Here is a 21299-nt window from a genome sequence, read left to right on the forward strand (position 1 = left end):
GGCAACCGGTGTGCCGTGGGGGGGCAGAACCAATCAACGCTCCCGAAACGCTTCGCGGGCCTTGAATATCGGCTTGAGCAGGTACTCCAGTACGGTCTTCTCACCGGTGCGGATTTCCACCGAGGCAACCATGCCTGGAATGATCGGCAGCTCCTTGCCTCCCGCCTGCAGTGCACTCCTCTCAGTCAACACAAGCACGCGATAGTAGGTGTCATCCGGGCGGCCGGATGCGGCTTTCTGGTCGTCCTTCAGCGTGTCCGGACTGATGTGTTCGACCTTGCCGGTCAACCCACCATAGATGGCGTAGTCATAGGCGGTGACCTTGACCGTTGCCGGTAGGCCGGGACGCAGAAAGGCGACGTCCTTCGGACGGATCTTTCCTTCCACCAGCAGTTGGTCTTCCAGTGGCACGATTTCCAGAATGTGCTCACCGGGCTGGATGACCCCGCCGATGGTATTGACCCGTACGTTCTTCACCGTACCGCGGACGGGCGCGTTGATCGTCGTGCGCTCGACCACGTCGGCACGACCGACCAGGTTTTCATTGGTCTGGGAAAGTTCCATCTCCAGCTTGGCCAGCTCTGAGTTCGCATCGGCCCTGTAGCGGTTCTGCCGTTCGACCACCTGCGACTTGATGTCGTTGGCCTGGCGCCGCATGCGCAGCAGTTCAACATCGGAAAGCAGGCCCTTGGCGGCGAGCGGCTCGGCCAGGTTGATCTCGCGCATGGACAAGGCATAACTGCGTTCCAGCGCAGCAACGCTTTCCATCAGGGCGCGCCGCCGGGCATTGTAGGCCCGGGTCTCGCTCTCTACTTCTTCTGGAGCGCTGCTTACCTGCTCGTCAAATTGCAGTGGCTCACCATAGGCTTCAGCGCGCAGGCGGGAGATGGCGGCCTTGAGGGAAATGACCTTGCTGAGCGCTTCGCGATAGCTGGCATTGGCGCGGGTTGGGTCGATCTTCAGCAACACCTGGCCTGCGTCGACCACATCGCCTTCCCGAACATTCATTTCGGCGAGAATTCCCCCCTCCAGGCTCTGGATGACCTGCTCGCGGCTCTTGGAGATGATCTTGGCTTCGCCCTGCGTGATCTCCTCGACGCGCGCGATCGATGCCCAGATCAACCCGGCGCAGAGCACTGCCGCGATCATGTACAACACCAGGCGCGAACCGGGAGTGGTTTGTGCGAGCAGGGATTCCTGTACATCGTTCATGAACGCAGCATCGCTCGCGTTGATGGCGCTGGCATCGTGGTTTCGCCTGAACCAACCGAACATTACCGTGCCTCCTTGGCGGTCACGCTCGTGCGTTGCAGGCGCATGCCCGGGGGCCGAGCGGGCCTTCTGCTTTCTTCGTTCGCGCTTTCTTGCGCGCCATTGCCGCCCGCAAGCGCCGCGAGAACGGACTCCTTGGGGCCATCGGCAACGATCTTTCCGCCATCAACCACGATGATTCGATCCACCAGGCTGAGTACCGAAGGGCGATGGGTGACCACGACCAGTGTCTGCCCATCCATTGCGCGCTTCAGGTGCCCAAGGAAGATGGCTTCGGTCTGGGAATCCATCGCGCTGGTGGGTTCGTCCATCAGCAGCAGCTTTGGACGGCTCAACAGCGTACGCGCCAGGGAAATCAGCTGGCGCTGTCCGCCGGAGACACCGTCGCCCATTTCACCTATCGGCAGATTGATGCCGCGGGGGTGCGCACCGGCAATATGATCCAGGCCGGTCAGTCGCAGTACCCGCAGGAACTCCTCGGCGGTTGCTTCCGGCTTGCCGAGCATCACGTTCTCGCGCAGCGTGCCGTAGAACAAGCGTGCATCCTGCGAGACGAAACCGACGGTTCTGCGCCAGTCCGCAGGGTCAACCTGGTTGACATCCAGGCCGTCGCTGAACATCTGCCCGTCAACCGGCGCGTATAGGCGCGACATGACACGCAGCAGGGTGGATTTTCCACTGCCGATGCGGCCGAGAATCGCAACGCGTTCGCCGGGGTTGATGGTCAGGTTGATGCCCGTCAACACCGGTGGGTTGGGCTGCATGGGGGGGGCCGGATAGGCAAAGCCCACCCCCTTCAACGTCAGCTGGCCGGTAAGCGTCGGATTGGGGAGGTAGTCGCGCTCCACGTCACGATCCACCGGCAGTTCCATCAGTCGATTCAAGGAGCTCAATGCGGCCTTGGCTTGCTGGAAGCGTACGGCCAGGCCGATGACCTGCCCCAGTGGTGCAGTGGCACGACCTGCCAGCATGACCGTGCCTATCAACGCGCCCATCGTCATGGTGCCGTCACTGATGAGATACACCCCGGTGATCACCAGTGCCACGGTCTGCAGCTGCTGGAGCAGGGTGACGGTGCCTGTGGCGGCACTGGACAGTCGCTTTGATTTCATCGAGGTGGCTGACTGCAGTGCACTGAAGTGTTCCCAGCGGCGTTGCATGTGTGCCTGGCCGCCGGTGGCTTTCAATGTCTCCAGGCCTTCGATGGACTCCACCAGGACGCCCTGCTTCAACGAAGACTCACGCAGGTTCTCCTGCATGACACGGGCCAAAGGCCATTGGATGGAAATGGAGATGATCAGGATCAATGGCAGGACCAGTAGCGGTACCCAGCCGAGCGGACCACCGATGAAGAAGATGACCGCGACGAACAGCAGCACGAACGGAAGATCGGCAAGCGCAGCCAACGTCGCGGAGGACGCAAAGTCGCGAACCGATTCAAACTCACGCAGCTGGTTGGCGAAGCTGCCGGATGAGGCGGGCTTGTGCTCCATCTGTACGGAAAGCGCCTGCCGGAACAGCATGGCGCCAAGCACCAGGTCAGCTTTCTTGCCGGCGACGTCCAGTAGATGGGCGCGTACAAAGCGGATGATGGCCTCAAACACCATCGCCACGATCACGCCGATTCCCAGAGACCACAAGGTGACAAACGCCTGGTTGGGTACGACGCGGTCGTAGACGTTCATGGTGAAGAAGATGCTGGCAAGCGCAAGCACGTTGGCCACAACCGATGCGATGGCGGCGCTGCGGTAGTAACGACGGTAGCGCCAGAGCGTGCTGAGCAGCCAGTGACCGGTGGGTGCGGGGAGCATCTCGCCAGCACGATTGTCCGTCTGGGCACGTGGCTTCACCAGAATGGCGTAGCCGGCGTACTGTGCATCCATCTCGTCCTGTGAAAGATCAACGGCTTCCTTCGAGACCTCTGGAAGAATGACAGAGTAGCGCAACTGACGCTTGTTCTCACTGTCACGCACTTCGGTGCGGGCAACAAGAATGCAGCCACCACGACCATTCCGCAGCAGGATCATGGGCATTACTTGTGCAGGCAGGTTGCGGAGGCTGCGCTTCACCAGTCCGCCGGTCATCCCTGCATTCTGCAGTGCGGAGAGCGCGAGCGTTGGGGTAAGCAGCCCGGCATGTGGAAGTCCGGCGAGCAGCGCGTCGGTACTGCGATGCGTGTCGTAGTGATCGCATATCCAGGACACGCTTTGCAACAGCGTGTCGTCGATGCTGGTGCTGTCATCGGCGATCATCGCAGTTTCGTCTGCGCTGCTTTCGGTAGTGGCGGGGGTCATGACAGGTTCCTGCGAGGACCGCTTTCATAAAGTCGGATTTGGATGGCGATAGGCATGCGGAAGCCATCATGTTGAGAGACAGGAATATTGGGGCCGGCGTCCAGATCAGGGAATAAGACCTGTCTCAAAAACGCGTGGGCTGATTCGGAGTTGTCCGCGCGAAGTGTTGGAGTGGTCTTCGGATGGGCTGGGCTTCGATGGGAGGCTGCCTACGTGACGGTCTAGGACATGTCTCATGTACTTTTCGGAACAGCGATCCTAGTCTTCGCCTCTGCTTGAAGATGCGGGGAGATGACTCGTCACGCGTATTCCCCACGCCTGTTTTTTTTTGCGAATTTCCTTGGTCTGCCCTGGCTCAAGTCGGGGGAGGCCTGTGCGCGCGGATGTCCATGTTGTGGATGGAAGCACGCACATCGAGGCGGTGGGTCGACCTTTTCCTTGTCCCGGCGGTGCGCATCGGGAACGGTTGATTTCTGCAGCTTCAGAACGACGAACCGTGCAGTGAATCGTGCGCCGCGAAATGAAATCCCCCTTCAGTTCCGTGTCGAGGGGCGTCCAGAGGTCGTATATGTCAGTTTCTATTTCAAATCAGATGCGCTGTTTCGGTGCTTCGTCGCGCAGATCGTTTCCATCTGCATCTGTGTTGGCCTTGGCATGCTTGGTGTCGCTTGGCGTTGACGCTCATGCCGAAGACGAGATCCTCAAATTCGAGCGGGTGAGTCCGCTCGCATCTGCCAATGTGGTTCCGAAAGCGGTTTCCCGTGATGACGCTGAGGTACTCGCCAAACGGCTCATTCAGGCGCGAGAGTCCTCATCCGCGCAGATGATCCAGTCGGTGCGCGATAGCCTCGCTCCCTTGCCGTTGCCTCGGCCTGCTGTTCCGGTGCTTGAATTCGAGAAGCTGGGCGATGTGAAGGAGATTGTGTCGGATGTGCGTCCGCTGCCGATCACGCAGGGGGCGACAACCAATGCATCCGCTCCGCATATCAGGCAGATGTCCGGTTTGTCAGGGGCGGCCATTGATCGCTCGCTTCCGGCGGAGATCATCGGACCCTCGGGGCAATCAATGCCCACCGATCGTCAGTTGCGTGACATCTTCCTGCGCGTCGTTGAAGCGGCTGCGGGGCGCAGCCCCTCCGTAGCACGGGCCTTGGCTGAGCGCTCGGCATCCGAAGCGGATGTGGCTGAAGCTCGAGGGCAGCGCTATCCGCAGGTTGATATAGGAGCGCGCAGTCAGATGGTGGAGTTCGGTTCGAACAGTCGCGGCAGCAGCGGTGAGCCATCGTTGAGTCTGGACGTCAGGACACCGATCTTCGACTGGGGTCGTATTCGGAAGACGATTGACGCACGCTCGCAGTTGGCCAGTGCGGCCGACTGGGGCTTCGAGGCGGAGTTGGAATCTTCGGCATTCGATGTCACATCGAATCTGGTTGAATTGGGTAAGCAGCGCATCATTGTCGATATCAGCCAACAGTATGTGGATCGCATGAGCGATCTGGTGAAGATGCTCGAGGGTATCGTCGCTGTGGATACCGGCCGCATCAGTGAGTTGACCCAGGCGCGAGCGCGCCTGTTGCAGGCAGAGGCCTCGCGCAGCACCGCGGACACACGTGCGCGTGATATCGAGATCAATCTGCGACGCATGGTTGGCGACAGGCCGCTGCCAACCCTGCCGACCTCACGGTACTGGGACATTCGCCTGCCTGAGTTGAAATGGTTGCTGGCCGAGGCGGTCAATCATCCCGTGATGCGCCAGGCTCAGGCGCAGGCTTCTTCGGCCGATCTGCAGGCCGATGTGATGAAGTCTTCATCATTGCCTCAGCTCAACTGGGTGGTGGGCAAGGTAACTGGCGAGGATTCGTTCGGGCGCGAGCCTGCATGGCAGACTGGTTTGACTGTCTCGTGAAGTGCATTCCGCGGCGGTTCGGCGCGGGCATCACAGCAAGCTGCGCGTGAGCGTGCTTCCGCAGGCTGGAAGGCCGCTGAGCAGCAGGCGCTGGACCTGGAGTTCCGCATTCGTGCTGCCAATCACGATGCCAGTGCATTGATCGATCGCGCCGAGCTTTATCGTGGGCTGGCTGCCGCGCCACCCAGCTTCTCGCCTGTGGAGATACTGAGCGGGGACTCCCACTACGAAGGCGTCACCGCCGACGTGTTGGGTGCGGTCAGCAGAATGTTGAACATGGATGTGCGCATAGTGAGGTTCCCTTCCCGTGCCGCCGCATTGGATGCGCTCGAGGAAGGGCGCGTGGATGTCGTGGGAAGTTCCAATACCTATGAACTTGGTAGTCACAACGTCGAGCTGACCCGAAGCTATCTTCGCGATGAGCCAGCTCTGTACGTCCGCAAGACCGAGACCCGGATGATGCCGCAGCGATTGACCGGGTTGCGGGTGGCGATGACAGAAGATTATCTGCCGCAGGCGCCGCTGAACGCGCTTTTTCCCGGTGCGGTGATCGACACGTATGCATCGCGTGAGCAAGCCCTGTCGGCGTTGGCATTCGGCAGGGCGGACCTGTACCTGGGGGATGCCGTATCCAGCAACTACCTGATCAATCTCAACTATTTCAACTATGTGCGCATCTACCAGGTGCTCGACGTTCCAACGGGTGGCTTTGCGTTTGCGGTACACGCCGATGCGGAAAGGTTGAAGTCCATCCTGAACTCGGCGCTGACCTCGGTGCGGGGCTATCATTCCGGCGAGATTCTGAAGCGCTGGTCGGGGGGCGGGAGCGTCGCTTCAAGCGACCGTGTCGTGCTCACTGATCAGGAGCAACGCTGGATTGATCAGAATCCTGTGGTTCGCTTTGCGGTGAGTAACGATACTGCGCCGTTATCGTACTTCGATGCGGATGGACGGTTCAGCGGTATCAGTGCGGATGTGCTGAGGGCAGTTTCTGTACGTACTGGTCTGGAGTTCAAACCGACCAAAGCCGATCATGTCGGAGGACAGCTGGATGCATTGGATCAGCATGATGCGGATCTGACGCTGCTGATCCCGACGACAATGCGTGAGGATCAGTTCGGCTTCTCGCGTCCGTTCGTGCATACGGCATTTGCCATCATTACCCGTGACAAGCCGGGTGAGCCCAAAGACGTGCTGTCCCTGCGTGGAAAGCGAATCGCGCTGCCCGCCAAGCACGCCTTGCGCGAACTATTGCAGCCTGCGTGGGCGTATCGCTTCATCGAATCGGAGGGCATGGCAGAGTCCCTTGATATGGTGGCCCATGGCGAAGCTGACGCGACGATGGCACTCCTCCCTATCGCGCAGTACTACACCTCAACGCTTCATGAGGGTGTATTGAAAGTGGCCAATGTCGTGGAGGACACGCCAACGGGACTTGCGTTTGCTTCCCGCAAGGGTGATGTCGAGCTGGCGTCGATTCTGCAGAAGGCACTGCTGCAGATACCTCCTGACGAAATCGACATATTCCAGAACCGATGGCGGCCGAAATCAGATGTCGCCAAAAGTGCGTGGGTTGACTATCGCAGTTTGATCTACAAAGTTGCCGGTATTGCCTTTCTACTCATCCTTGTGTCGCTCGCGTGGAACCTGCATATCCGTACGCAGTACAAACGCCGACAACAGGCGGAGGAGGCGTTGGGCGAGCAGCTGAATTTCATGGAGTCGTTGATCAATGGCACGCCGCACCCCATCTATGTGAGGGACTGCGAGGCACGGATGGTTACCTGCAACAGTAACTACCTGGTGGCCTTCGGTGCCAGCCGCGAATCGGTGATCGGGAAGACCGCGCTGGAAGGTGTGAAGCTGGATCGCCAGGAGGCGTTGCAGTTTCACAACGATTACCTGTGGGTGATCAGGAACGGAAAGCCGTTGGAAGTCGACCGGACACTGCACCTTCCTGGGCGGATACTCAGCGTTTACCACTGGATTCACCCCTACTACGACGCGCACAGGCAGATGAAGGGGGTGATCTGCGGCTGGATCGACGTGAGCGATCGCCGCCAGTTGATGGAGGATCTGCGAACGGCGGTGGATGCTGCGGATCAGAGCAGTCGAGCGAAGACAACCTTCCTTGCGACCATGAGTCATGAGATTCGTACGCCGATGAGCGCAGTGATCGGCATGCTTGAGCTGGCGATGATGCATGCTGCAAAGGGACGATTCGACAAGTCTTCCATAGAGGTCGCTTATGACTCGGCACGGGGCCTTCTCGAGCTGATCGGTGACATTCTGGATGTCGTGCGCATTGAGTCGGGCCATTCAAGCTTGAGTCCACGACGGGCAAATCTGCGTGACATCATCGAGTCAGTCGTACGTGTATTCGATGGATTGGCGCGGCAGAAGTCGCTGACGCTGAGTCTGCAGATGGATGGGGTCGCTGACCATGATGTTCTGGTCGATCCAATGCGCTTGAAGCAGGTGTTGTCAAACCTCGTGGGGAACGCCATCAAGTTCACGGACGCTGGCGGGGTGAAGGTCCATGTTGAAGGCAGGCCGCTTTCCGATGGTCGGATGCGGATACGCCTTGTTGTCGAGGACTCGGGCATCGGAATTCTTGAGGACGATCTGCAAGGATTGTTCGAGCCGTTTGCGCAAGCAGATCATGGTCGCATCTCACGTGGCGGAACAGGGCTTGGTTTGCCGATATGCAAGTCGCTGTGTGAGTTGATGGGCGGAAACATCGTGGTTAGCAGCGTGAAAGGAGAAGGTACCCGGGTCACGCTGGAGATCCCCTTCAACGTTCTTCCTGACGTGGGGGAGCCGTCTTCGGTTCATCAGGAGGAAGTGGCGCAGGAGCATCCCGCCATGCGGATCCTGGTGGTGGACGATCAACAAGCAAACCGTGTGCTGCTCACCGAGCAGCTGAGGCTCTTTGGGCAGACCGTGTACAGCGCGGAGAATGGCGAAGAAGGACTGCAGCTGTGGAGGCAGAATGCGATTGATGTGATCATCACCGACTGCAACATGCCGGTGATGAGCGGCTACGAGATGGCCCGAGCCATTCGTCAGGCGGAGGATGACAGTGCGATGATGCCGTGCGCGATCATCGGCTTCACCGCGAACGCACAGCCAGAAGAGAAGATGAAATGCAGGAACGCCGGCATGGACGACTGCCTGTTCAAACCTGTCGGTTTGAAGGCGCTGTCGCGATTGCTGATGTCGTTGGCAGGCATGTCCAGGGGATACGGCGCGGCACCGCTCGTCGAGGGTGATGGCAGCATCGCATCTGTTCTACGCGAGCTTGATGGCGGCGATCTCAGCATACGCAGGATGCTGTTGGAGGAGGCGCGCCAAGACTACGTGGATGACCTTTCCCAGTTGGGCGTGCAACGGACCTGCGTCGATCCACCTGCATTGGCACGGCTTGTTCATCGCGTAAAGGGCGGCGCGCAGGTTCTACAGGCAAAAGGCGTTGTGGTCGCGTGCATGGAGGTGGAAAGACTATGCGATGCCGAGCATATGGATCATGCGCGGATCATCGCTGCAATCGAGCGGGTTGAACAGGAACTGGCATTGCTGATCAGCCAGGTGGATGCATTTCGAGGAGCTGCTGGAAGCGTTGCATGAATGGTCGTGGTCGGCGAAGTCGTGGTTGATCTGTCACAGGCCATCAAAGTCGAGGCTGACAAAGCTTCCGCATCAAGGTGATTGCGATGCGGAAACAGCAATAGGGCCAGCGGTACATTGGAAGCATCGCCAATGGATACGATCTTCGCGATGACTTGCCTTGTTCGGACTCGTGCCAGGAAGCTGCGTGATCAACGAAGTGAGGAGCTGGCTGGCGAGATCGGAAACTTCGATGTTTTGGCGCAATCCATTGGGATCGAGCGTGCGCTGAGCATGGCCTGCGGGGTGGCACTCAGGCCCGCGCCAGCGCAAGTAGGCGCTCTGCAATTCTTTCCAGAGGTAGTACTTCGTCGACTGCGCCGAGGCGAACGGCACTGCCCGGCATGCCCCAGACGACGCTGCTGGCCTCGTCCTGGGCGAGCGTGGTCGCACCGGCCTGCTTCATGTCGAGCAGTCCACGTGCGCCGTCCTCGCCCATGCCGGTGAGGATGGCGCCGATGGCATTGGCGCCAGCGCTCTGGGCAACGGAACGGAACAGTACATCGACTGCCGGCTTATGCAGATTGACCGGTGCGGTGTCATCCACGCGGCAGCGCCAACGTGCGCCATCGCGGATGATGCGCAGATGACGGCCGCCGGATGGCAGGTAGGCGTGTCCGGGAAGTATGGCTTCGCCATCGGTGGCCTCGCGTACGGACATTGGCGAATGCTTGTCCAGGCGCTCGGCAAAGGCGGTGCTGAAGCTGGCCGGCAGGTGCTGGGTCAACACGATGGCCGGCGAATCGGCGGGCATCATTTCCAGCACCACCCGCAGGGCTTCGGTACCACCGGCGGAAGCGCCGATGGCGATCAGCCGATCAGTGGTCCGGAAGCCGATGCTTGCCGGGGTGTTCGATGACAGGGCGGGGCGCCGCAGCGGTGAGGCGGAGGCTCGCACGCGAGAACGTGCGGCCATCTTGACCTTGGCCCGGAGCTCTTCGGCGTAGACCTCGAGTCCACGGGCGACATCGAGCTTGGGCTTGGCCACGAAATCCACCGCGCCCAATGCCAGAGCCTGCAGGGTGGTGTCGGCACCGCGCTCGGTGAGCGAAGAGACCATCACCACCGGCAACGGGTGCAGGCGCATCAGGTTCTCGAGGAATGCCAGGCCGTCCATGCGCGGCATTTCCACGTCCAACGTAAGCACGTCAGGATTGAGGCGTTTGATCTTCTCGCGTGCCAGGAACGGATCGGCCGCGGTACCGACGACTTCGATGCCGGGATCGGCGGCGAGGATCTCTGAAAGCACCTGGCGCACCAACGCGGAATCGTCGACCACCAGGACACGGCAAGGGGGCTGCAGCATCATTCGAACAGTTCCACGCCACCGCTGACCGGGGTACGCGACAGTTTGGCGCGGACCGCCGATTCGGCCGCCACCACTTCGGCATCGTGTGCGTGCGGCAGACGTTGCACCACCACGCGGCCGGTGATCGGAAAGAACCAGACCTTGCGCGGATGGATGCCGCACAGGTCTTCTGCGATCACCGGAATGTGTTCGGCCTGCAGGTAGTGGCGGACGAACTCGGCATTGCGGGTGCCCACCGGATTGCTGGTAAATCCCTTGAGCACGTTGGCGCCGCCAAACACCTTGGCTTCCAGGCGCTTGCGGTGGGCGCCGCGCTTGAGCAGGTCATTGATCAGCAGCTCCATGGCGTAGCTGCCGTAGCGCGCGGGCGCGCCGTCACCGATGTTGCCTTCCGGCAGAAGGAAGTGATTCATGCCGCCAATGCCGAGGATCGGGTCGCGGATGCAGGCTGCCACGCAGGAGCCCAGGGTCGTGGTCAACGCGGTGTCGTCATCCACCACCAGGTACTGCGTGGGCAGCAGCTTGGCGGCAGTCGTCTGGAAACGACTGTCGTGATAGCGCATCACATCATCGGGGTATTTGTGCGTGGGTTTCATGCGCCGCTCCGGCGGGTGCGACGGTACAAGGTGCGGCCGCAGGGCTGGATCAGGTCAGCAGCGTGCAGGTAGTTTTCAGAGTGGCCCGTGTAAAGCAGGCCGTCATCGCCCATGTGCTCGACCAGCCGCGACAGGATGCCGCGCTGGGTGGGCTTGTCAAAATAGATCATCACGTTGCGGCAGAACAGGGCGTCGAACGGACCGCTGACCTCGTAGCGGTTTGCCAGCAGATTGAGCGGGCGGAACTCGATGAGTGATCGCAACGCCGGTACCACGCGGCATTTGCCTTCGTTGGGGCCGGTGCCGCGCTGGAAATAGCGGCGCTTCAGCTCAAGGTCGAGACCGTTGATGCGCTCCGTGGAATAGACGCCCTGGCTGGCCGTGGCCAGCACCTGGGTATCCACGTCGGTGGCGAGAATGCGTACCGGCGGTGTCATCGTGCCGAACGTCTCGCAGGCGGTGATCGCCAGCGAGTAGGGCTCTTCCCCGGTGGAGGCGGCACAGGACCACAACTTCAGCGGTGCCTTGTGCGCGCGCAGCAGCAGCTCCTCATGCAGCTTGTCGAAATGGTGCGGCTCGCGGAAGAACGAGGTGAGGTTGGTGGTCAGGGCGTTGGTGAACGCCTGCCATTCCTCGCCGCCGTGCTGCTCCAGCTGGTCGAGGTAATCCTTGAAGCTGCGCAGTCCCAAGGTGCGCAGCCGCCGTGACAGCCGGCCATACACCATGTCGCGCTTGGCAGGCACCAGGGCGATGCCGGCGCGAGCATGGATCAGTTCGCAGACGCGTTTGAAGTCGCGGTCATTGAACTCGAAGTCACGCTCGCCGTGGCTGATGCTGGACATGGTGGTCTGTGCTCCGCTCAGCTGGCCAGCGCAAAGGGAGCGGGCATGCTGACGCCGCCCCCTGCATGACCCTGCTCCAGACGGAACACGGCCACGGCCTGGTCAAGCTGATTGGCCTGTTCTTCCAGCGAGCGTGCGGCTGCGGTGGCTTCCTCCACCAGCGCGGCATTCTGCTGGGTGGTTTCATCCATCTGCATGACGGTCTGGTTGACCTGCTCGATGCCCGCGCTTTGTTCCTGCGAGGCGGCGGAGATTTCGGCCATGATGTCGGTGACGCGCTGCACGGATGCCACGATCTCGCCCATGGTGGTGCCGGCCTGCTGCACCAGCTGCGAGCCCTCGGCGACCTTGCCGACCGAGTCTTCGATCAGGCCCTTGATCTCCTTGGCGGCACCGGCCGAGCGCTGCGCCAGGGTGCGTACTTCCGAGGCAACCACGGCAAAACCGCGGCCCTGCTCACCCGCACGCGCGGCCTCGACGGCAGCGTTCAGCGCCAGGATGTTGGTCTGGAAGGCGATGCCATCGATCACCGAGATGATGTCGGCGATGCGGCGCGAGGATTGCTCGATCTGGGTCATGGTGGTGACCACTTCATCCACCACCGTGCCGCCGCGTGATGCCACGCTGGCCGCGCCGATGGCGAGCTGGTTGGCCTGGCGCGCGGAGTCGGCGTTCTGGCGCACGGTGGAGGTCAGCTCTTCCATCGATGCGGCGGTTTCTTCCAGGTTGGCGGCCTGCATTTCCGTGCGACGCGACAGATCGCTGTTGCCGGTGGCGATCTCGCCGGCGGCAAGGGTGATGCTGTCTGCCGATTGCTGGATGCGCGAGACGATGCTCGACAGCTGGGTGATGGTGCTGTTGGCGGCGTCACGCATGGTTGCGAAAACACCCTGGAACTCGCCTCGCATGGTGACCGTCAGGTCGCCGTCGGCCAGGGCGCGCAACAAGCTGGAGATCTGCCCGAGGTTCTCATCACTGGTGCGCATCATCGTGTTCAGTGCGCGTACCATTTCCAGGAAATCATGCTCGAAGCGTGCTTCATCGCCGCGTTCGCTGAAGTCACCGGCAGCCGCCGCAGCGCCCAGTCGCTTGATTTCACCATTGATGGCCGCCAGGTTCTGTTTGATCGCAGCCATCGTGTCGGTGATGACGCGCTTCTCGCCAGGCAGTACCGGCATGTCCGGGGTCAGGTCGCCAATGGCGTAGCGCTTGGCGATCTCGATGACCTGCATTTTGACGTCGATGTGGTTGCGGACCAGTGTGTTGGTCTCGGCCACCATCACGCTGTAGTCACCTGGGAAGGCAGAGGCGTCGATCTGGTAACTGATGATGCCGGCGTCATGCTGGCGCGCCATTTCGTTCTGTGCGGCGATCACCGCGCGCAGCTGTTCCTGCATGCGCTGCATGCTGGCCAGCAGCTGGCCGGTTTCATCACGACTGGGGGTGTCGATGGTGTTGTTCATGCGCCCCTGGGCAATGGCGTTTGCCACCGCGGTGGCATTGCGCAGCGGCAGCACGATGCGATTGCCGATGATCCAGCTCAGGCCGAACACCAGCAGCACCAGAACGCCGCCAGCGGCGGCCATGATGGCGGTGAACCTGAGGGCCTGCGCCTGCACGTCGTCCATGTAGACGCCACTGGAGATAACCCAGTTCCAAGGCTTGTACATGCCCGCATAGGCCACTTTCCCGACCGGCGCATCGTGGCCGGGCTTGGCCCAGGTATAGGCCACGTAGCCGCCGCCCTTGCGGGCAGCTTCTACCTGGTCGTAGTACAGGCGCACACCATCGTCACCACGGAAATCCTTCATGTTCTTGCCGACCAGGTCGGTGCGGAACGGGTGCATCAACACCACATAGTTTGTGTTGTAGATGTTGAAGTAGTTGACATCGTTGGTTGATCGCATGCCCCGCAGGCTGTCGATTGCATGTTGCTGGGCGACCTCGAGGGAAATCTCGCCGGCATCCACGCGCCTGGCGTAGCGGTCCAGCACGCCGTAGCTCAGTTCCACCTGCTCCTGCAATGCGGCCTTGCGGGTTTCGTACAGATCCACGTACTGCATGCGTGCGGCGATCACCGACAGGGCGATCACGCCAATGGCGATCAGGGCGGTAAGCAGGTTGAGCTTGCGCCTGACGGAGATGTTGCTGATGTAGTTCGACCAGAGACGATAGAGGTTCATGGGGGCTGCGCTGTCGAAGCGCTGGACGAGGAGGGTTACGGCTATATCGGCCGTGCGGGAGCCAAGTTGAGGCCGTAGAAAGCACAACCCCGGCCGGAGCCGGGGTTGTGGGTGAATCAGAACTCCTGCCAATCCGCGTCCGGCAGCTCGGCGACCGCAACCCTGCCAGGGTTGCGTCGGCGCGGCGCCGGTGCAGGTGGCTCCATCGCCTTGCGCGGCGCGGGTGTCCGCAACGCTGCGACGGATGACGCGACAGGTGCAGCCTCGAATGCCGTGTCATCGAGCTGGAACACCGAGACCGCATGCGCCAGTTGTCCGGCCTGTTCTTCCATGGCACGGGCCGCTGCGGTGGCTTCTTCCACCAATGCAGCGTTCTGCTGGGTGGTTTCATCCATCTGCACGACGGTCTGGTTGACCTGTTCGATGCCGGCGGACTGTTCCTGCGACGCGGCCGAGATCTCCGCCATGATGTCGGTGACGCGCTGCACGGAGGCGACGATCTCGCCCATGGTGCTGCCGGCCTTCTTCACCAGCGCCGAACCGTCCGCGACCTTGCTGACCGAATCGTCGATCAGGCCCTTGATCTCCTTGGCGGCACCGGCCGAGCGCTGCGCCAGGGTACGTACCTCGGAGGCAACCACGGCAAAGCCGCGACCCTGTTCACCGGCTCGGGCTGCTTCCACTGCCGCGTTCAGTGCCAGGATGTTGGTCTGGAACGCGATGCCATCGATCACCGAAATGATCTCGGCGATCTTCTTGGACGAGTGCTCGATGCCGGTCATGGTGGACACGACCTGCTGCACGACGTCGCCGCCCTGCGAGGCTACCGAAGCGGCGCCGATGGCCAGCTGATTGGCCTGGCGTGCCGATTCGGCGTTCTGGCGCACGGTGGAGGTCAGCTCCTCCATCGAAGCGGCAGTCTCTTCCAGGTTGGCGGCCTGCTGCTCGGTACGACGGGACAGGTCATTGTTGCCGCTGGCGATCTCGGTGGCAGCGGAGTTGATCGCCGTCGAGGAGTGCTTGATGCGGCCGACGATGTCGGTCAGTTGATCCGCCGTGGCGTTGGCATCGTCACGCATGGTGGCGAAAACGCCCTGGTAGTCGCCATGCATGCGCACGGTGAGATCGCCGCGCGACAGTGCCGACAGCAGCGCCGAGATCTGTTCCAGGCTGCTGGCGTTGGCGTCGAGCAGGGTGTTGAGCTGTGCGGCCAGCTGCAGGAAGAAGCCGTCCTTGTCGTCGGTGCCGATGCGGCCGCTCAGGTCGCCGGCGGCTGCAGCGTCGATGACGCGTGCCACTTCCTTCTCCACCTGTGCCTCGGTGGTGCGATCACGCCATTCCACGACATGACCCACGGCAACGCCCTGATCGTCGCGGATGACCGAGATGGTCTGCGCGAATTCTGCATCGCCGTAACGCATCTCACGCTTGGCGACACCGGTCTTGTCCAGCACTTCCAGGATTTTCACATCCACTTCGCCACCATGTTCCAGCGCGGTGACGGGCTGCCCGACCAGCGGCTTGCTGCTGTCGTAGTGAGTGAGCCCGGCGGCGATGTCGTCCTGGTAGCTGGTGAGCGTATCGAGCAGGGCGCGGTTGGCGTAGACGATCTCAAGCTGCGAGTTGGTCAGGTAGACGCCGGTGGATGAATAGTCCAGCGCGGTACGGATGCGCAGGTTCTCGCTGGCCACGATCTGCTCGGTCTCGATGCGCTCGCGCAGGTCGCGCTGCATGCGTTGCATGGCGCGGAGCAGGTCGCCCACTTCATCGGCGCGGGTGACATCGATCTGGCCGTCGAGCTTGCCGCCGGCAACCTCGTTGGCCACGTTGACGGCGCCACGCATGGAGTTGACCAGCGAACGCGCAAACAGCCATACAAGCAGCAGCCCGGCGCTGACGCCTACCAGTACGGCGATCACGGTCAGTACCGCCGACGCCGAGTAGGTATCGGCCGCCTGCTTGGCCGAAGCCTGGGCACGGGCATTGTCGTTGGCCGCCAGTGCCTGCAGTGCAGAGTAGGCCTTGCGATGCAGGTTGCGAGTTTCGCCGACGAAGGTGTCGATGGCGTCATCCGGCAGATCCAGCTCCAGCATCTCGGTGACCGCATCGTAGGAGGCCAGGGTTGCTTCCCAGTCACGGACAAAGGTCTCGAACAGTTTTTTCTGTTCGGGGTTGTCGATCAACTTGGGGTAGCTGGCAATGGTCTCGGCGATATGTTGGCGCAGCTCTGCCGAGCGTGTCTTGGCATCGGCTTTGACGTCGTCACTGGCGCGTACCAGGCTCTGGTAGGACGTGTTGCGATACTCGCTGACCATGCCACTGAGCTCGCCGGTAGCACGCAGGCTGGGCATGCGATTGCTGGCAAGGTCGGTGGTGACATCGTTGAGTGAGTACAGCCCGCGATAGGCGACGACGCCCTGCAACAGCATCACAAACAGTACGACGCCGAAGGTAAGCATCAGCTTCGGCTTCAGTTTGAGCGAATTGATCCACTGCATCTTGCTAGATCTCCGGTGGCGGCAACCCGGGGTGGCGGGCGCGGCGCAGCGCGTCACGCCGGCAGCGCCGGCGCGACGGCGGGCTGGATTACTTGATGTTTGCCAGCTTCAGGCCGGCCGGCGAGCTGACTTCAATTTCGGCACGCGAGGAATCACGCTCGATCTTGCCGATGACGCAGACGGTCTTGCCTTCCAGTGACTCCAGCGGGAAGGCGAACTTGCTGCGGTTGGCGCCGGCGATGCGGGCCGAGAAGGTATGGCGCGGGAACATGCCACCCATGTGCAGGAAGGTCGGCTGCCCCTCGGAGCCTTCGGCGTAACGGGCTTTTTCGACCTTGCCGCAGACCATGCCGTCCTTGCCGGCGAAGCGCGCGGCATTCTCCGGCGGGATCATTTCCGCCGTATCGGCGCCAGCGTTGAAAGCAGCGGTAGCCAGGATGGCTGCCGAGAACAGCGGAAGCAGGTGCTTGTACATCTGTAGTCTCCGAGAGGGCATGTAGGGCCCGCGGGGAGGCGGGCATACCTTGGCTATCGGCAGTCCGTGCCAGTGATTTAAGTCACAACTACAAAAATGTGATTGAAGTCACCTAATCTCAGGCGGCAACTTCTTCAACGGCAGCGGATTGCCCCAGATCTGCGATGTCGAGCAAGGTTTCGATGTCCAGCAGGATCAGCATGCGATCGTCCTGGGTGCCGATGCCGGAGATGAAACGGGTATCCACGGCGGCGCCGAATTCGGGCGTCGGGCGGATCTGGTCGGCGTTGAGCGGGATCACATCCGAGACGCTGTCCACGACGATGCCAACCACGCGGTCTTCGACGTTGAGCACGATCATCACGGTGAACGCGTCGTAGCGGGCTTCGTCCAGGCGCAGCTTCAGGCGCAGGTCGATCACCGGCACGATGGTGCCGCGCAGGTTGATCACGCCCTTGATGTAGTCCGGCGCGTCGGGGACGCGGGTAACCGCGTCGTAGCCGCGGATTTCCTGCACTTTGAGGATGTCCACGCCGTAGTGCTCGTTGCCGAGCGTAAAGCTGAGGTACTCGCCGCCGGTGCCTTCGGCGGAAGTGATGCGCGTGTCGTTCATGGCGGTTCCTGATCCTGGCGTGGGCCGGTGGCTGATGCACCGGTATCGGCGGCAGGGGCAGGGACTTTAGTGCCGGGGCAGGGGTGCAGGGTGGAAAGCGGATGATTGCCTGTGTCGCAGCTCAATTGGGGCTGCTGCCAACACGTATCAGCCGCATTCGTTCACTCACGTCTGCGTGTTTCAGTCGCCATTCGCACGTGCCTTGCGCAGGCGGTCGATGCGGAAGATGTAGCGCTGGATCAGCGTGTCGGCGCCACGCGGCAGCCCATCAAAACGCAACCCGACCCGGGTCATTTCAACGCCGTTGGCTTGCTTCTGCTGGCGCAGGTTGCAGGCCACCATGGTAGTGATGATCGGCGGGGATTCGGGAATCTGAAGCTCGCAGCCGTGGTAACGGCTTTGCAGGCTGAGCAGGTTCTGCGGGGCGGGCAGCATCAGCGCGAGTCCGCCGGCGCTGATGTCCAGGACCCGCCAACGGCTGGGCTGGCCGCCATCGGGGTCGGGCAGCAGGCAGTAAGGCGAGTCGCCGACCGGCGTTTCCAGGCGATAGAACTCGCGGCGCTGCAGGTGGTAAACCTCCTCCGGCAGCGGCACCTGGAAGGCGATGTGGCCGTCGCGCTCCACGCGCCGTGGCTGTTGCAGCTGGAAGCGGACGGTGACCTTGTCCACCAGCCCGAAGCACAGCAGGGTGGCAGCGCTTTCAACGGTCCGGTTGAGCGACGGCAGCGGGCTGGCATCGAGCAGCAGGCCGTGCTCGTCCACTTCCAGCACGGCGCTGGGGAAGGACTGGTCGCGTCCGTCAGGATGCGCATTGATCATGGAGCGCTGGTCGATCATGGACTGCAGCAGATGCCGGATCTGATGTCGGTTCCGCACCATGAAGCGGTCGTCGGCATATAGCTTGCCAGCGGCGTTGGAGGGACTCGGCTCGAATGGTTCGTTTACGGACATGGGCACGCTTGCGATGGGCCGAAAGACCAGTGGCTGAAAAGGAGTCCGCTGGAAACTGTGATAGCGGCCGCCCTTTTTACATCTTTAGCCACGCTATTACGACCCCGGCTCTGCGTCTGCGGCCGGCAAGGTTTGGTGGATGCCAGTGTCCGCGATCATCGAGGATCGGGGGCAGTAATGGCGGTGATTGCCTCTACCGATGGGAGACGTTGGCCATGCCCACGGCGCTGCCGCTCCGGTTCGCCCGGAGCGGGCATGTCCGAAGCAAGAAGCCGGCAGCAGGCAGGCCGGAGAGTTTCCCGCCTGCCGCCGGCAATGACCTCTAGAACTCCTGCCAGTCGCTGCTGGTTGCCACCGGTGCACGCGGCGGCGCGCTGGGAATGGCGCGCAGGGCCGGGCGCGGACGTTGCGCGGGCCTGGGGACACTGGCCGCCGCGCGGGCCAGCGAGGTGCTCAGTGAATCCGACAGGCGGAACTGCGCAACGGCATCCGTGAGCTGCTGCGCCTGGTCTTCCATGGAGCGCGCGGCGGCAGTGGCTTCTTCCACCAGCGCGGCGTTCTGCTGGGTGCTTTCGTCCATCTGCATGACGGTCTGGTTGACCTGTTCGATGCCGGCGGTCTGTTCCTGCGAGGCGGCGGAAATGTCGGCCATGATCGTGGTCACGCGCTGCACCGAGGCGACGATGTCATCCATGGTGGTACCGGCACGGCGTACCTGCTGCGAGCCCTCGGTCACCTTTTCCACCGAGTCGTCGATCAGCGATTTGATCTCCTTGGCCGCAGATGCCGAGCGCTGCGCCAGCGTGCGCACTTCCGTGGCGACCACTGCAAAGCCCCGTCCCTGGTCGCCGGCGCGTGCCGCTTCCACGGCTGCGTTGAGGGCGAGGATATTGGTCTGGAACGCGATGCCGTCGATGACGCTGATGATGTCGGCGATGCGTTGCGAGGACTGCTCGATGGAGGTCATGGTGGTGACGACCTGGCTGACCACGTCGCCGCCCTTGGCGGCCACTTCGGCCGCCCCGCGCGCGAGCTGGTCGGCCTGGCGAGCGTGCTCGGCATTCTGGCGCACGGTGGAGGTGAGTTCCTCCATCGACGCGGCGGTCTCCTCGAGATTGGCGGCCTGTTGTTCGGTGCGACGGGAAAGGTCGCTGTTGCCGGTGGCGATCTCGCTGGCCGACAGGCTGATGCTGCCGCTGGAGGCCTGGATGCGTGAAACGATGGCGGCCAGCTGGTCCATGCTGGCGTTGCCATCATCCCGCATGCGGGCGAAAACGCCATGGAAGTCACCCTCCATGCGCTGGGTCAGGTCGCCCTGGGCGATGGCCTGCAGCAACCGCGACAGATGGCCGAGATTGCTTTCGGTGGTTTCCATCAGCGAGTTGAGGCCACCGACCATGTCGCGGAAATCGTGCTCGAAGTTGCCGGCATCGCCGCGCTGGCTGAAGTCACCGACGGCAGCGGCACCGGACAGGCGCTTGATCTCGTTGTTGATCGCCGACAGGCTGGCCTTGGTGCTGTCCATGGCGTTGGTGATGGCGGCTTTTTCGCCGGGCAGGCGGTCCATGTCCACCGACAGATCACCGCGGGCGTAGTGGCGCATCACTTCCACCACGCGCATCTTCACGCCGATGTGCTGGGCTACGACCGCATTGACCTCGCGTACCATGCGCCCGTATTCGCCGGGGAAACGGGCTTCATCAATCCGGAAGCTGATCTGCCCTTCATCGTGTTCGCGCGCCAGTTCCACCTGTGCGGCGATGACCGCCTTGAGCTGGTCCTGCATGCGCTGCATGGAGGCCAGCAGCTGGCCGACTTCATCCTTGCGGGTACTGTCGATGGCGCCGTCCAGGCGGCCGCTGGCCACGTCATCGGCGGCGCGCAGCGCACTACGCAGCGGGCCCACGATCGAACGGACGATGATCACGCCCATGACTGCCGACGACACGCCCAGCAGCAGCATGAAAGCGAGGATCGCGTTGACGCTGTTCGCCTGCGTCGCGCTGGCTTCGGCGGTCTCGCGATCCAACGCGTTGACGACATAGCCGCTGAGTTCTTCCACGTTCTGGAACAAGTCGCGGCGCGCAATGCGCGACTGATCGTTGGAGATGGCCTGCGCCGCATCAAACTCGCCGCTGGCGATGGCCTTGGACATCAGCGTGTGGGCATCGAAGTAGGCTTGCGCTGTCTGCTGCATCTTCGCGTACAGGGCCTTCTGCGCGTCGCTGGCCGGAAGCGCTTCGTACTTCCGGCTGTGCTCGGCCAGCTTCTGGCGTTGTTCGGCGATGCGCTGGTTGTACTCGGCAACGAACTCGGGCTCCTGCAGGTGCGAGAGCTGCGAAAGCTCCGCGATGCGGATTTCAGCGAGGTCGGCGCGAATGAGATCCAGGTATTGCACGGCGGGCATGTAGCGCGTGCTGACCGCGTCCAGCTGCACGCTGGCCTGCTTGAGCCGCATGACGGCGAAGCCACCCATGGCCAGGGTGGCGACGGTGGTCAGGGTGAAAGCGATTGCGAGCTTTCGGGTGATCGTGAGGTTGCGAAAGAACTCCATCTCTTGCTCTCCGGATCGACTGAATTGTGAGTGGCGGGCGATCGTGTCCTTCTAGAAAGCGCCGCCGAGAGGCGTGCACATCACCGCGTTGAAGCGGTGTGGTCAGAGCCGGTATCGGCGCCCAGCTTTGCGGGCTGTAG

13 protein-coding genes are annotated in these 21299 nt (G+C 62.1%); 2 read left to right on the forward strand and 11 right to left on the reverse strand.

Translation table 11 applies throughout. The features are described from left to right. Positions 1-33: 33 nt before the first annotated feature. Together ABB26_RS14515 and ABB26_RS14520 are read right to left on the reverse strand one after the other, a co-directional pair. Positions 34-1275, reverse strand: coding sequence for an HlyD family type I secretion periplasmic adaptor subunit (locus tag ABB26_RS14515; RefSeq protein ID WP_057635402.1), 1242 nt, complete (start codon positions 1273-1275; stop codon positions 34-36). Continuing rightward, positions 1275-3566 (reverse strand): type I secretion system permease/ATPase, encoded by a 2292-nt coding sequence (locus ABB26_RS14520; RefSeq protein WP_057635404.1) that lies wholly within the window; start codon positions 3564-3566, stop codon positions 1275-1277. Before ABB26_RS14520 ends, ABB26_RS14515 begins: the two co-directional genes overlap by 1 nt. 661 nt (positions 3567-4227) lie before the next feature. Between ABB26_RS14520 and ABB26_RS14525 the strand changes: the two genes are divergently transcribed. Next, positions 4228-5472 (forward strand): TolC family protein, encoded by a 1245-nt coding sequence (locus ABB26_RS14525; RefSeq protein ID WP_161809062.1) that lies wholly within the window; start codon positions 4228-4230, stop codon positions 5470-5472. Between the two features lie 138 nt (positions 5473-5610). Then, positions 5611-9099 (forward strand): ATP-binding protein, encoded by a 3489-nt coding sequence (locus ABB26_RS14530; RefSeq protein ID WP_057635408.1) that lies wholly within the window; start codon positions 5611-5613, stop codon positions 9097-9099. A gap of 292 nt (positions 9100-9391) precedes the next feature. Here the strand turns inward: ABB26_RS14530 and ABB26_RS14535 are convergent, their stop codons facing one another. The 9 genes from ABB26_RS14535 to ABB26_RS14575 form a co-directional block, all read right to left on the reverse strand. Next, a complete protein-coding gene (locus tag ABB26_RS14535) occupies positions 9392-10447 on the reverse strand; it encodes a protein-glutamate methylesterase/protein-glutamine glutaminase (RefSeq protein WP_057635410.1) in 1056 nt (351 codons plus the stop codon). Then, complete coding sequence (gene cheD / locus ABB26_RS14540; protein ID WP_057635412.1) at positions 10444-11043, reverse strand: chemoreceptor glutamine deamidase CheD; 600 nt, start codon at positions 11041-11043, stop codon at positions 10444-10446. Before cheD ends, ABB26_RS14535 begins: the two co-directional genes overlap by 4 nt. Continuing rightward, on the reverse strand, positions 11040-11885 hold the full coding sequence (locus ABB26_RS14545; RefSeq protein ID WP_057635413.1) for a CheR family methyltransferase: 846 nt from the start codon (positions 11883-11885) through the stop codon (positions 11040-11042). The genes cheD and ABB26_RS14545 overlap by 4 nt, the downstream gene beginning before the upstream one ends. Positions 11886-11902: 17 nt before the next feature. After that, the gene (locus ABB26_RS14550; RefSeq protein WP_057635415.1) at positions 11903-14068 is read right to left on the reverse strand and encodes a methyl-accepting chemotaxis protein; all 2166 of its coding nucleotides are present in this window, start codon (positions 14066-14068) and stop codon (positions 11903-11905) included. Between the two features lie 116 nt (positions 14069-14184). Continuing rightward, complete coding sequence (locus ABB26_RS14555; protein WP_057635417.1) at positions 14185-16566, reverse strand: methyl-accepting chemotaxis protein; 2382 nt, start codon at positions 16564-16566, stop codon at positions 14185-14187. Positions 16567-16654: 88 nt separating this feature from the next. Continuing rightward, positions 16655-17041, reverse strand: a complete 387-nt coding sequence (locus ABB26_RS14560; RefSeq protein ID WP_057635419.1) for a hypothetical protein — start codon at positions 17039-17041, stop codon at positions 16655-16657. A 118-nt stretch (positions 17042-17159) separates the two neighbouring features. Beyond that, entirely contained in the window at positions 17160-17654 is a 495-nt protein-coding gene (locus ABB26_RS14565) for a chemotaxis protein CheW (protein ID WP_057635421.1), read from the reverse strand. 180 nt (positions 17655-17834) lie between these two features. After that, the gene (locus ABB26_RS14570; RefSeq protein WP_057635423.1) at positions 17835-18605 is read right to left on the reverse strand and encodes a flagellar brake protein; all 771 of its coding nucleotides are present in this window, start codon (positions 18603-18605) and stop codon (positions 17835-17837) included. Between the two features lie 322 nt (positions 18606-18927). Then, entirely contained in the window at positions 18928-21159 is a 2232-nt protein-coding gene (locus tag ABB26_RS14575; protein WP_057635425.1) for a methyl-accepting chemotaxis protein, read from the reverse strand. Positions 21160-21299: the final 140 nt, after the last annotated feature.

It is taken from the genome of Stenotrophomonas humi, assembly GCF_001431415.1.
GTDB classification, from domain to species: domain Bacteria; phylum Pseudomonadota; class Gammaproteobacteria; order Xanthomonadales; family Xanthomonadaceae; genus Stenotrophomonas; species Stenotrophomonas humi.

What these genes read in the sequence shown, in the direction of transcription:
- cheD (WP_057635412.1), bottom strand. Translation starts at nt 11,043, where the DNA reads ATGAAACCCACGCACAAATACCCCGATGATGTGATGCGCTATCACGAC.
- ABB26_RS14575 (WP_057635425.1), bottom strand. Translation starts at nt 21,159, where the DNA reads ATGGAGTTCTTTCGCAACCTCACGATCACCCGAAAGCTCGCAATCGCT.
- ABB26_RS14555 (WP_057635417.1), bottom strand. Translation starts at nt 16,566, where the DNA reads ATGCAGTGGATCAATTCGCTCAAACTGAAGCCGAAGCTGATGCTTACC.
- ABB26_RS14570 (WP_057635423.1), bottom strand. Translation starts at nt 18,605, where the DNA reads ATGTCCGTAAACGAACCATTCGAGCCGAGTCCCTCCAACGCCGCTGGC.
- ABB26_RS14545 (WP_057635413.1), bottom strand. Translation starts at nt 11,885, where the DNA reads ATGTCCAGCATCAGCCACGGCGAGCGTGACTTCGAGTTCAATGACCGC.
- ABB26_RS14535 (WP_057635410.1), bottom strand. Translation starts at nt 10,447, where the DNA reads ATGATGCTGCAGCCCCCTTGCCGTGTCCTGGTGGTCGACGATTCCGCG.
- ABB26_RS14515 (WP_057635402.1), bottom strand. Translation starts at nt 1,275, where the DNA reads ATGTTCGGTTGGTTCAGGCGAAACCACGATGCCAGCGCCATCAACGCG.
- ABB26_RS14560 (WP_057635419.1), bottom strand. Translation starts at nt 17,041, where the DNA reads ATGTACAAGCACCTGCTTCCGCTGTTCTCGGCAGCCATCCTGGCTACC.
- ABB26_RS14550 (WP_057635415.1), bottom strand. Translation starts at nt 14,068, where the DNA reads ATGAACCTCTATCGTCTCTGGTCGAACTACATCAGCAACATCTCCGTC.
- ABB26_RS14565 (WP_057635421.1), bottom strand. Translation starts at nt 17,654, where the DNA reads ATGAACGACACGCGCATCACTTCCGCCGAAGGCACCGGCGGCGAGTAC.
- ABB26_RS14520 (WP_057635404.1), bottom strand. Translation starts at nt 3,566, where the DNA reads ATGACCCCCGCCACTACCGAAAGCAGCGCAGACGAAACTGCGATGATC.